This window comes from Streptomyces sp. 184 (genome assembly GCF_045781775.1).
Taxonomy (GTDB): Bacteria; Actinomycetota; Actinomycetes; order Streptomycetales; family Streptomycetaceae; genus Streptomyces.
Genome location: NZ_CP123230.1, coordinates 6688312 through 6699570, shown reverse-complemented (window position 1 = coordinate 6699570; position 11259 = coordinate 6688312). Strand labels below are relative to the sequence as shown.

At 73.7% G+C, this 11259-nt stretch carries 9 protein-coding genes and 1 tRNA gene; 6 read left to right on the top strand and 4 right to left on the bottom strand.

The annotated features are described in order from the left end of the window. Positions 1-335 precede the first annotated feature (335 nt). The 3 genes from QBL21_RS28430 to QBL21_RS28420 all read left to right on the top strand — a co-directional run bounded on the left by QBL21_RS28430 (position 336) and on the right by QBL21_RS28420 (position 2295). Positions 336-1517, top strand: a complete 1182-nt coding sequence (locus tag QBL21_RS28430) for a helix-turn-helix domain-containing protein (protein ID WP_407566591.1) — start codon at positions 336-338, stop codon at positions 1515-1517. A 5-nt stretch (positions 1518-1522) separates the two neighbouring features. Continuing rightward, the gene (gene orn / locus QBL21_RS28425; RefSeq protein ID WP_407565090.1) at positions 1523-2131 is read left to right on the top strand and encodes an oligoribonuclease; all 609 of its coding nucleotides are present in this window, start codon (positions 1523-1525) and stop codon (positions 2129-2131) included. Positions 2132-2222: 91 nt separating this feature from the next. Beyond that, positions 2223-2295: transfer RNA gene (locus tag QBL21_RS28420), tRNA-His, on the top strand. A gap of 8 nt (positions 2296-2303) precedes the next feature. On the opposite strand, the gene QBL21_RS28415 is transcribed toward QBL21_RS28420, so the two are convergent. Next, positions 2304-2897 (bottom strand): CGNR zinc finger domain-containing protein, encoded by a 594-nt coding sequence (locus QBL21_RS28415; protein WP_407565089.1) that lies wholly within the window; start codon positions 2895-2897, stop codon positions 2304-2306. An 82-nt stretch (positions 2898-2979) separates the two neighbouring features. On the opposite strand from QBL21_RS28415, the gene QBL21_RS28410 reads away from it, so the two are divergent. The 3 genes from QBL21_RS28410 to QBL21_RS28400 all read left to right on the top strand — a co-directional run bounded on the left by QBL21_RS28410 (position 2980) and on the right by QBL21_RS28400 (position 5975). Then, positions 2980-4260 (top strand): MFS transporter, encoded by a 1281-nt coding sequence (locus tag QBL21_RS28410; RefSeq protein ID WP_407565088.1) that lies wholly within the window; start codon positions 2980-2982, stop codon positions 4258-4260. Between the two features lie 156 nt (positions 4261-4416). Continuing rightward, entirely contained in the window at positions 4417-4824 is a 408-nt protein-coding gene (locus tag QBL21_RS28405) for a YciI family protein (protein ID WP_407565087.1), read from the top strand. After that, complete coding sequence (locus tag QBL21_RS28400) at positions 4821-5975, top strand: RNA polymerase sigma factor (protein WP_407565086.1); 1155 nt, start codon at positions 4821-4823, stop codon at positions 5973-5975. The genes QBL21_RS28405 and QBL21_RS28400 overlap by 4 nt, the downstream gene beginning before the upstream one ends. A gap of 75 nt (positions 5976-6050) precedes the next feature. Here the strand turns inward: QBL21_RS28400 and QBL21_RS28395 are convergent, their stop codons facing one another. The 3 genes from QBL21_RS28395 to QBL21_RS28385 are packed head-to-tail and all read right to left on the bottom strand — an operon-like array spanning position 6051 to position 11252. Further along, positions 6051-8369: a GNAT family N-acetyltransferase gene (locus tag QBL21_RS28395; protein ID WP_407565085.1), complete on the bottom strand. Its 2319-nt coding sequence runs from the start codon at positions 8367-8369 to the stop codon at positions 6051-6053. Continuing rightward, entirely contained in the window at positions 8369-9745 is a 1377-nt protein-coding gene (locus QBL21_RS28390; RefSeq protein ID WP_407565084.1) for a lysine N(6)-hydroxylase/L-ornithine N(5)-oxygenase family protein, read from the bottom strand. Before QBL21_RS28390 ends, QBL21_RS28395 begins: the two co-directional genes overlap by 1 nt. Next, positions 9633-11252, bottom strand: a complete 1620-nt coding sequence (locus tag QBL21_RS28385) for a pyridoxal phosphate-dependent decarboxylase family protein (protein WP_407565083.1) — start codon at positions 11250-11252, stop codon at positions 9633-9635. Before QBL21_RS28385 ends, QBL21_RS28390 begins: the two co-directional genes overlap by 113 nt. Positions 11253-11259 lie beyond the last annotated feature (7 nt).

The following is an 11259-nucleotide window of genomic DNA, read 5'->3' as shown; positions in this document are numbered from 1 at the left end:
AGGTAGGGCCGAACCTGTCCCGTCTGTCACACAAGACACGCTTTACCTGTCGATATAGATGCGGGGCTGAACCTGTCCGGTCCGTCGGACAAGACACAGTAGATTTGATCTTGGCCGAGAGACCGAGATCGTCCCGGGGGTGTAGGTGCAGGACGCAGAGGAAGAGAGAAGCGAGGGGGCTTAGCGTCATGAGCCAGGACTCCACCGGAGCGGGCGCAACGATCCGGTCCGGCGGGCCACGCACACCCGAGGTCGGGCCACGCACACCCGACGTGGCGGCGGCGGTACGAGGCGAGGCACCACGCCCGCCCCGGCGGCGCCGCGAGGTCGTCGCCGTGCTGCTGTTCAGCGGTGGCCCCGTCTTCGAGAACTCCATCCCCCTCTCCGTCTTCGGAGTCGACCGCCAGGACGCCGGCACACCCCGGTACCGGCTGCTGGTCTGCGCCGGTGAGGACGGCCCGCTGCGCACAACCGGCGGTCTGGAGCTGTCGGCTCCGTACGGGCTGGAGGCGCTGGCCCGCGCCGGCACCGTCGTCGTACCCGCGTGGCGCTCCATCACCCAGCCGCCGCCCGCCGCCGCGCTGGACGCGCTGCGCCGTGCGCACGAGGACGGCGCCCGCGTCGTCGGGCTGTGCACCGGGGCGTTCGCGCTGGCCGCGGCCGGGCTGCTGGACGGCCGCCCCGCCACCACGCACTGGATGTACGCGCCGACGCTCGCCAAGCGCTACCCGTCGGTCCACATGGACCCGCGCGAGCTGTTCGTCGACGACGGCGACATCCTGACCTCGGCGAGCACGGCCGCGGGCATCGACCTGTGCCTGCACCTGGTGCGCCAGGACCACGGCGCGGAAGCCGCCGCCGCGCTCTCCCGGAGGCTGGTGGTGCCCGCGCGGCGCGGCAGCGGCCAGGAGCGCTACCTCGACAGGTCTTTACCCGAGGAGATCGGCGGAGACCCGCTGGCGGAGGTCGTGGCCTGGGCGCTGGAGAACCTGCACGAGCAGTTCGACGTGGAGACTCTGGCGGCCCGCGCGTACATGAGCCGACGCACGTTCGACCGGCGGTTCCGCTCGCTCACCGGCAGCGCCCCGCTCCAGTGGCTGATCACCCAGCGGGTGCTTCAGGCACAGCGGCTGCTGGAGACGTCGGACTTCTCCGTGGACGAAGTGGCGGGCCGCTGCGGCTTCCGCTCGCCGGTCGCGCTGCGCGGGCACTTCCGCCGCCAGCTCGGCTCCTCCCCGGCCGCGTACCGGGCGGCCTACCGCGCCCGCAACCCCCAGGCCGTACCGCCGCCGGAACCCCCCACGGTGCCCGCGCCCCGGCGCCCGCAGCCGCCCGGCGGGGCCGGCGGCGCCGCGGGGGTCGTGGGCAGTGCCGCGGGGGGCGGCGCGGACGGTGCCGAGAAGCCGCAGTCCGACGCGTACGCGCCCGGCCACCCCGAGCCGCACCCGCAGCGGCACCGGGGCGCACTGGCCCGGCGCGCGACCGTGCCGGGTCAGCGCGACCGGCACGTAGGGTGAGGGCCATGAACGATCGGATGGTCTGGATCGACTGCGAGATGACGGGCCTCTCCCTGGCCGACGACGCGCTCGTCGAGGTGGCCGCGCTCGTCACCGACTCGGAGCTGAACGTGCTCGGTGACGGCGTCGACATCGTCATCCGGCCGCCGGCCGAGGCCCTCGCCTCCATGCCCGGCGTCGTACGCGCCATGCACACCGCCTCCGGCCTGCTCGACGAGCTGGCCGGCGGCACGACGCTCGCGGACGCGGAGCGGCAGGTGCTCGACTACGTACGGGAGTTCGTGCCCGAGCCCGGCCGCGCCCCCCTGTGCGGCAACTCCGTCGGCACCGACCGCGGCTTCCTCAGCCGGGACATGCCGAACCTGGAGGGCCACCTGCACTACCGCATCGTGGACGTCTCGTCCGTCAAGGAGCTGGCCCGCCGCTGGTACCCGCGGGCCTACTTCAACAGCCCCGAGAAGGCGGGCAACCACCGGGCGCTGGCGGACATCAGGGAGAGCATCGCCGAGATGCGCTACTACCGGGAGGCGGTCTTCGTGCCCCCGCCGGGCCCGGATTCGGAGACCGCGAAGGCCATCGCGGCCCGCCACACCCTGGCACCGGACGGCTCGTAGCGGGGCCCGGCGGGGCGGGGAAAGCGGGGGGCGAGCACCGCCGGCGACCCTGTACACTTCTAGTCGGCCGGTGCGGAAGCATCAGCTCACGGTGGGTGTAGCTCAGATGGTAGAGCACCTGGTTGTGGTCCAGGTGGCCGCGGGTTCAAGTCCCGTCACTCACCCTCTTCGGTCAGGGCCCGTATCGCGGAAGCGGTACGGGCCCTGACGCGTCCGCGCGTCCGTTTCCGTCGGAGGCGGCGGCGCGGCGGGCGGCGTAGGTGCGGGCCTTGGCGCGGTTGCCGCAGCCCTGCATCGAGCACCAGCGTTTGCTGCGGTTCTTCGACGTGTCCCAGAACACCTCGTGGCAGGTGTGCTCCGCGCAGCGCTTCAGGCGCGCGGCGTCGCCGGTGACCGCCAGGGTGCTCCACGCGACGGCCAGTTCCGCGACCGCCCGCTCCGTGCCGGTGAGGCCGGGGCCGGGGGAGAGGGTGCCGTCGGCGGCGATACGGACCGGGAAGTGCGCCAGCGCCGCGTCGGCCGCCGCCGTGACGGCGGGGTCGGGGGTGTCGCCGACGTGGGTGCCCAGGTGTTCGCGGATGCCCGCGCGCAGGGCGACGGCCGCCGTGTGCAGGGCGGGGCCGGGGGTGCCGGCGGCCGGCAGGCCGTGGTCCGTGAGCCAGGTGGCCAGGTCGTCCGGGGTGCTCAGGGTGTCCGTACCGGCGTGGATGTCGAGGGTGTTGGCGAAGTCGGCCACCAGCTCGGCGGCCCGGGGGGGTGCGCGCATACCTGCCACTTTACCGGCTATCGCGTTAGGTGGTAACTTCATCTCACCAGTAAACAGCTTTGACGGTTAGGTGGGAGTGGTCATGGGGGATACGGCAGCGGTTCTTCAGGGCGGGCGCCCGCGGGCCGGGCGGGACGCCGGGCGCCGCAACACCGCCGTGCTCGTCGCGTTCACCGCCGTCACGAACCTCGCCGACGGCGTCGTGAAGATGGCGCTGCCGCTCCTCGCCGTCCGCGCCGGGGGTTCCCCCGCGCAGGTCACCGGGGTGGCGCTGGCGATCTCGCTGCCCTGGCTGCTCGTCGCCCTGCACGCCGGCGTGCTCGTCGACCGCGTCGACCGGCGCCGGCTGCTCTGGATCGTCAACGTGCTGCGGTTGCTCGCGATGGTGCCGCTGCTCGCCGCCGCCGCCAGCGGCGGGCTGTCCCTCGGGCTGCTGACCGCCGCGGGCGCCGCCATCGGCATCGCCGACGTCGTCGCCTCCACGGCGGCCACCGCCCTGGTCCCCGCCGCGGTGCCGCCCGCCGGGCGCGACCGGGCGAACGCCTGGATGGCCGGGGCCGAGACGGTGTTCAGCGAATTCGCCGGGCCGTTCGTCGGCGGGCTGCTCATCGCCCTGGGCGCCGGGTACGCGCTGGGCGCGACCTGGGCCGCCTACGCCGCGGCGGCGCTCGTGCTGCTGCTGCTCGTCGGGCGCTTCCGGGCGGGCTCCGTATCCGCGGCGTACGAGACCGACGCCGCGGCGCCGCCGCCCGCCACCACCGTCAACGGGCAGATCGCCGAGGGCCTGCGCTACCTCTGGCGGCACCGCCTGCTGCGCTCCCTCTCCCTCATCCTCACCGTGCTCTCCGGCACCTGGGGCGCCTGGCTCGCCCTCATCCCGCTGTACGCCACCCGCGACATGGGCCTGACGCCCGGCGAGTACGGCGTCCTGCTCAGCGCCCTCGGTATCGGCGGGCTCCTCGGTGCCGTCACCGTCACCTGGCTCAACCGGCTGCTGGGCCGCCGCCGCGTGATGCTCGCCGACCTCTTCGGCACCGCCGCGATGGCCGCCGTCCCGGCGCTCACCGCGGACGCCCGCGCCGTCGCCGCGGCGGCGTTCCTCGGCGGGCTCGGCGGCACGCTGTGGACGGTCAACAGCCGCACGGTCGTCCAGCGGGCGGTGCCGGACGCGATGCTCGGCCGGTTCAGCTCCGCGAACCGGATGTTCGCCTGGGGCGCCATGCCGCTGGGCGCCGGGCTGGTCGGGCTGCTCGCCGAACTCGCCGGGCCGCGGGCGGCCTTCGGCTTCTTCGCGGTGGCCTCGGCGCTGACGGTGCCGTTCTTCCTGCGGGCGGCGGCCCGGGGCGCGGACGCGCTGCGCTGAGCGGACGGCTCGTACCCGCGGCTCGCGGCGCCGTCCGGCGGCCCCGGTTCGTCACGCGCGAAGATTTTTCCGCGGGCATGTCGAGAACCGGCGCGCGGCCGCGTCCCAGGGGTGAACGCGGCCCACAATGGGCCGTACCCCAGCAAGGAGAAGACCATGGCGAAGTACCTGCTGCTCAAGCACTACCGGGGCGCGCCGGAGGCGGTCAACGACGTGCCGATGGACCAGTGGGAGCCGGAGGAGGTCACGGCCCACATCCAGTACATGCGCGACTTCGCCGCCAAGCTGGAGACCACCGGCGAGTACGTCGGGGAGCAGGCGCTCTCCCCGGAGGGCACCTTCGTCCGCTACGACGGCGAGGGCCGGCCCCCGGTCACCGACGGGCCGTTCGCCGAGACCAAGGACCTCATCGCCGGCTGGATGGTGATCGACGTCGAGACCTACGACCGCGCGCTGGAGCTGGCCGCCGAGCTGTCCGCCGCCCCGGGCGCCGGCGGCAAGCCGATCCACGAGTGGCTGGAGATCCGCCCCGCCTACGGTGTGCAGGCCACGGCCACCGAGTGAACGAGTCGCTGCTGCGGGAGCTGGTCCCCGAGGTCATAGGCGTGCTCGTCCGCCGCGGAGCCGACTTCGCGGCGGCCGAGGACGCCGTACAGGACGCCCTGGTCGAGGCCGTGCGCGGCTGGCCGGACGACGAGGCGCCGCGGGACCCCAAGGGGTGGCTGATCACGGTGGCCTGGCGCAAGTTCCTCGACGCCGTACGCGCCGACACCTCCCGGCGGCGGCGCGAGGAACGGGTCGAGGCCGAGCCCGTGGCGGGTCTGGACGCGGGCGGGTCGGTGGACGACACGCTCCAGCTCTACTTCCTGTGCGCGCATCCCTCCCTGACGCCGGCCTCGGCCGTCGCGCTCACGCTGCGCGCGGTCGGCGGCCTGACGACGCGGCAGATCGCGCGCGCCTACCTGGTGCCCGAGGCGACCATGGCGCAGCGGATCAGCAGGGCCAAGCGGACCGTCTCCGGCGTGCGCTTCGACCGGCCCGGCGACGTCGCCACCGTGCTGCGCGTGCTCTACCTCGTCTTCAACGAGGGCTACTCCGGCGACGTCGACCTCTCCGCCGAGGCCATCCGGCTCACCCGGCAACTGGCGGACCTCACCCGCCACGAGGAGGCCGCGGGGCTGCTGGCGCTCATGCTGCTGCACCACGCGCGGCGCCCGGCGCGGACCGGCCGGGACGGCAGGCTCGTACCGCTCGCCGAGCAGGACCGCGGCCTGTGGGACACCCGGATGATCGCCGAGGGTGTCGGGATCCTCCAGGCCGCGCTGGCCCGCGACCGGCTGGGCGAGTTCCAGGCCCAGGCGGCGGTCGCGGCGCTGCACGCCGACGCCCCGACGGCCGGGGAGACGGACTGGGTGCAGATCGTCGAGTGGTACGACGAGCTGGTACGCCTCACCGGCAGCCCGGTGGCCCGGCTCAACCGGGCGGTCGCGGTCGGCGAGGCCGACGGCGCGCGGGCCGGGCTGGCGGCCCTCGCGGAGCTGGACCCGTCGCTGCCGCGGTACGCGGCGGTGGCGGCGTACCTGCACGAGCGGGACGGCGACGCGGAGACCGCGGCCCGGCTGTACGCCCAGGCCGCCCGCTCGGCGCCCAACATCCCGGAGCGCGACCACCTGACGCGGCAGGCGGCACGGCTCAACGCACTGCTGCGGGGGTGAACGGGGGTGAGGGCTGCCGGCGGCGCGTTGTCGGTGGGGCGGCCTACCCTTGGGCGGGTGTGCGGGGTTATGGGGTTAGCTGCCTCCGTACGGGGCCAAGGGGTTGCGTAGTGTGCCCACCAACTGGAGTGCCGCCGACGGGTCCGTCAGGTCCACCATCTGCCGGTTGTCGCGCAACTGGAGCCGGTTGAGGCACGACAGCGCGAACTCCGGCGCGAACAGGTCGTGCCGCTCGAACCGGTCCGCGAGGTCCGGCACCGCCGCCCGGTAGTCCCGCGCGCACTCCGCGACCGTCCGCCAGAAGTCCTCCTCGCCCAGCACCCCCGCCTCGTCCAGCAGCGGCGCGAGGAAGCGGAAGAAGCAGTCGAAGACGTCCGTGAAGACCGACAGCAGTTGCATGTCGTCCGGGACCTCGGCCCGGATCCGCTCCGCCGCCGCCGGCAGCGGCAGGTCCGGGTCCATCACCACGACCTCCTCCGCGATGTCCTTGAACAGCGCCCGCTCCACCGCCCCCGACTCGTCCAGCACGAGGATGACGTTCTCGCCGTGCGGCATGAACGCCAGCCCGTACGCGTAGAAGGCGTGCAGCAGCGGCGTCAGATACGCGTCGAGATAGCGGCGCAGCCACACCTCCGGCGCCAGCCCCGAGCCCTCGATCAGCGCCGCCGCCAGCGGCCGGCCGGCGCGGTCGGTGTGCAGCAGCGCCGCCATCGTCGCCAGACGCTGCCCCTCGGCGAGCCGCGGCACCGGGCTCTCCCGCCACAGCGCGGCGAGCATCTTGCGGTACGGCGAGCCGGGGGCGGTGGCGGCCTCGTACGCCTCGTGGCGGTAGCCGACCGCGGCCAGTTCGCGCAGGATCACCAGGCCTGTGCCGCGCAGCACCTCGTCCTGGTCGACCAGCCCGGCGACCCAGTCGTTGATGGCCGGGGTGGCCTCCATGTACGCGGCCGACAGCCCGCGCATGAAGCCCATGTTGAGCACGGACAGCGCGGTCTTGACGTAGTGCCGTCCGGGCGCGGAGGTGTTGAAGAAGGTACGTATCGACTGCTGCGGCTGGTACGTGTCCGCGCTCTCGCCGAGGTACACCAGCCGGCGCGTGGCGACCTCGCCGGCGAAGGTGACGGAGAGCTTGTGCTCCCACTGCCAGGGGTGCGCGGGGATCAGCAGGTAGTCGTCCGGGTCGAGCCCGAGGCCCCGCAGCCGGGCCGCGAACCCGTCGCGCACCCCCGGGCCCAGCTCCGCGCGCAGCAGCGTCTCGTGGTCGAGGTCCGCGGCGCAGGTGAAGGTCGCCCGGTCGCGGTGGGCGGCGAGCCAGACGAGGCGGGTGCGCGCGCCGGTCTCGGGGGCGTACGCGCGGTAGTCCGCCGCGCCCAGGCCCAGGCGGCCGTTGTTGGCGACGAAGCAGGGGTGGCCCTCGGTCATCCCCGCCTCGATCCGCTGGAAGTCGGCCGTCGCCAGGTCGGCGTCCTCCGGCCCGGCGAGCTTGTACGCGGTGCTCGCCAGCGTGGAGGTGATCTCCTCCAGGTAGACGGGCAGCACCTCGGCGCTCAGCCCCAGCGGCCCCCGCAGCTCGGTGAAGAACCGCTGCGCGTCGAGACCGGAGCCGCCGGGCGGGTCGCCGGGTGCGTGGCGGGTGACGGTGCGCGGGTCGACGCGCCAGTGGTCCAGCGCGTAGCGCCGGGCCTCGAAGCGGTATTCGGCGTCCCCGGCCCGTAGCGCGTACGAGCCGACCCCCCGCGGCTCGGGCGTCAGCAGCCGTTCGTGGGTGAACTCCCCGATCGCCTTGGCCAGCAGCCGACGGGTGGCCTCTTCCCAGCGGTCCGGGGTGAGGTGGCCGGTGGCGTCCGGGGGCCCGGCCGCCTGCGACGCCGCGAACTGCTCGCGGGTGCAGAAGCTCAGCAGCGCCTCCTTGCCGGGCTTGCCCGGTTCGCCGGGCATCCGTACGCGGCGCGCCACCCGGAAGCCGACGGCCTCGTTGAGCGCGTGCACGGCGGTGTTGCGCGCGTCGGGCTCGACCACCACCCGGCGCACCGCCGGGTCGGCGAAGAGCCACTCCATCACCGCCGTGATCACCGCCCGGGTGAAGCCGTGCACGGGGGTGCCGGTGGGCGCGGTCAGGAAGTGCATCCCGACGTCGCCGTCCTCGGCGTCGTGGACGCCGACCAGCTCGCGGTGCGCCGGGTCGTAGCGTTCGGCGAGGAAGGCGGGGGTGCCGTCGGCGAGGCCGAGGAAGGCGTCGTGGTGGGGATCGGCGTCGATCCGCGCGTACTCCTTCTCGACCTCCTCCGGCGTGCAGCCCTGCATCAGCCAGAAGGCGGCCTTGGGGTGGGTGACCCAGGTGTGCAGCAGCGGCGCGTCCCGGACCGGGTCCAGGGGGCGCAGGGTGAGGTTCATCAGGCCGGCGCTCCGAACTCCTGGAAGGCGATGGACTTCTCGATCGGGTAGACCTCGCGGCCGGTCATCTCCCGGATGATGCAGGAGTTGCGGTACGCGGCCATGCCGAGGTCGGGGGCGGCGAAGCCGTGGGTGTGCAGCTCGGCGTTCTGGACGAAGACCTCGCGGCCCGCGCGGTCGACGGTGTAGTTGCGGGCGACGGCGAAGCGCCCCTGCCCGTCGCGCGCGAGGCGGTCGGAGATGCCGGCGAGGAACGCCGGCTCGGCGTAGCGGTAGCCGGTGGCGAGCACCAGCCCCTGGGTGGCCAGGTCGAAGTCCCGGCCCTGCTCCTCGTGGCGCAGGCCCAGGGTGTACGTGCCGTCCGCGTAGCCGGCGGAGACCAGCGCGGTGTTGGTGAGCAGCCGGGTGGGCACCGGGCCGCGGCGGGACTTGACGTACAGCAGGTCGAAGATGGCGTCGATCAGCTCGGTGTTGATGCCCTTGTAGAGGTTCTTCTGGGCGGGGCCGAGCCGGTCGCGGACGGGCCCGGGCAGCGCGTGGAAGTAGTCGACGTACTCGGGCGAGGTCATCTCCAGCGTCAGCTTGGTGTACTCCAGCGGGAAGAACCGCGGCGAGCGGGTCACCCAGGTGAGGTGGTAGCCGTCGGGGGAGAGGTCCTGGAGCAGGTCGTGGTAGATCTCGGCGGCGCTCTGCCCGCTGCCGACGATCGTGATCGACTCCTTGGCCCGCAACCGCTCCTTGTGCTCCAGATAGCGGCTGTTGTGCAGGAGGTCGCCGCCGAGGCCGCGGCAGGGTTCCGGCACATACGGCGGCGTGCCGGTGCCCAGCACCAGCCGGCGCCCGCGGTACGTGCCCCGGGCGGTGCGCACGACGTACGTGCCGTCCGCGGCGTCCCGTTCGACGGCGGTGACCTCCTCGCCGAAGCGCACGTTCGGGAGTTTGGCGGCGGCCCAGCGGCAGTAGTCGTTGAACTCCTCGCGCAGCGGATAGAAGCTCTCGCGGATGTAGAAGGAGTACAGCCGCCCGGTCTCCTTCAGGTAGCTGAGGAAGGAGTACGGGGACGTGGGGTCGGCCAGCGTCACCAGGTCCGACATGAACGGCGTCTGGAGCGTGCTGCCCTCGATGAACATCCCGGAGTGCCAGTCGAAGCCGGGCTTGCGCTCCAGGAAGACGCCGTCGAGTCCGTCGACCGGGTCGGTCAGACAGGCCAGGCCCAGGTTGAACGGGCCGAGACCGACGGCGACGAAGTCGTGGACCCGGCGCTCAGCGGACCGGGACCGCGGGGACTGCGGGGACGCCGGCTGCGGGGGCTGCGGCTGCTTCGGGGACTGCGGGGACTGCGGGGACGTCGGTGACTGCGGGGACGTCGGGGACAAGGGATTCTCCCGTGTAGGCGGCGGCGTGCTCGGCTATGAGGTCGAGGACGGCGGCGAGGTCCTCGGTGGTCGTCTCGGGGTTGAGCAGCGTGAACTTCAGGTAGTGCCGGCCGTCGACCTTGGTGCCGGCGACCAGCGCGGCGCCGGAGGCGGCCAGTTGCTCGCGCGCGTGCAGGTTGGCGGCGTCGGCGAGAGCGGGGTCGGCGAGCGACGGGTCGGCCAGCGCGGGGTCGGCGCCGGTGCCGGCCGTGCCGCCCGGGACGTAGCGGAAGACCAGCGTCGACAACTGCGGCCGGACGGCGACCTCGAAGCGGGGGTCCTCCTCCAGCAGCCGCCAGCCCGCCCCCGCGAGGTCGCAGACCTCGTCGAAGAGCGCGCCGACGCCGTCGGCGCCCATGACGCGCAGCGTCAGCCACAGCTTGAGCGCGTCGAACCTGCGGGTGGTCTGGAGGGACTTGTCGACCTGGTTGGGGATCTGCTCGGCGACCATCCGCTCGGGGTTGAGGTAGTCGGCGTGGTACGTCGCGTGCCGCAGGGTCGCCCGGTCCCGTACCAGCACGGCGGAGGAGCTGACCGGCTGGAAGAAGGACTTGTGGAAGTCGACCGTCACCGAGTCGGCGCGCTCGATGCCGGCGAGCAGGTGCCGGCGCCGGCCCGAGACCAGCAGCCCGCAGCCGTACGCCGCGTCCACGTGCAGCCACACGCCGTACCCGGCGCACAGCCCGGCGATCTGCGGCAGCGGGTCGACGCTGCCGAAGTCGGTGGTGCCGGCGGTGGCGACGACGGCCATGGGGACGAGGCCGTCGCGCTGGAGTTCCGCGAGCGCCGCGGCCAGCGCGGCGGGCCGCATCCGGCGCTCGGCGTCGCACGGCACCTCGATGACGGCCTCCTGGCCGAGGCCGAGCAGCACGGCGGCCTTGCGGACGCTGAAGTGGCCGTGCGAGGAGGCGAGGATACGCAGCCGGGGCAGGATCTCGGCGGTGCGCAGCCCGGCGCCCTGCTGTTTGCGTACGCCGTCGCACGCCTCCTCCCGGGCGAGCAGCAGCGCGTGCAGGTTGGACTGGCTGCCGCCGGAGGTGAACACGCCGTCCGCGGCCGGGCCGAGGCCGACGCGCTCGGCGGTCCAGTCGACGAGGCGGCGCTCGATGAGCGTGCCGCCTGCGGACTGGTCCCAGGTGTCCAGGGAGGAGTTGACGGCGGAGAGCACCGCCTCGCCGAGCACCGCGGGGATGACGACGGGGCAGTTGAGGTGGGCGAGGTAGCGAGGGTGGTGGAAGTAGACGGCGTCGCGCAGGTAGAGCCGGTCCAGCTCGGCCAGCGCGGCGTCGGCGTCGCCGAGGGGGAGGTCGAGGTCGACGGCGTTGACGACCGGGGCGAGGGTGGGGGGTGTGATGCCCGTGAACGGGCGGTCTGCATGGGCCAGTCGGGCCGCGATGTGCTCGACGCCTGCGGTGACCGTACGACGGTAGGTGCCGGCGGTGCGGTCGTTGAGCAGGTGGGACCTCATGGATGCT

Excerpts from the sequence above, each read along its gene's own strand:
- QBL21_RS28395 (WP_407565085.1), bottom strand. The coding sequence starts at position 8,369 with ATGAACCTCACCCTGCGCCCCCTGGACCCGGTCCGGGACGCGCCGCTG.
- QBL21_RS28405 (WP_407565087.1), top strand. The coding sequence starts at position 4,417 with ATGGCGAAGTACCTGCTGCTCAAGCACTACCGGGGCGCGCCGGAGGCG.
- QBL21_RS28415 (WP_407565089.1), bottom strand. The coding sequence starts at position 2,897 with ATGCGCGCACCCCCCCGGGCCGCCGAGCTGGTGGCCGACTTCGCCAAC.
- orn (WP_407565090.1), top strand. The coding sequence starts at position 1,523 with ATGAACGATCGGATGGTCTGGATCGACTGCGAGATGACGGGCCTCTCC.
- QBL21_RS28410 (WP_407565088.1), top strand. The coding sequence starts at position 2,980 with ATGGGGGATACGGCAGCGGTTCTTCAGGGCGGGCGCCCGCGGGCCGGG.
- QBL21_RS28385 (WP_407565083.1), bottom strand. The coding sequence starts at position 11,252 with ATGAGGTCCCACCTGCTCAACGACCGCACCGCCGGCACCTACCGTCGT.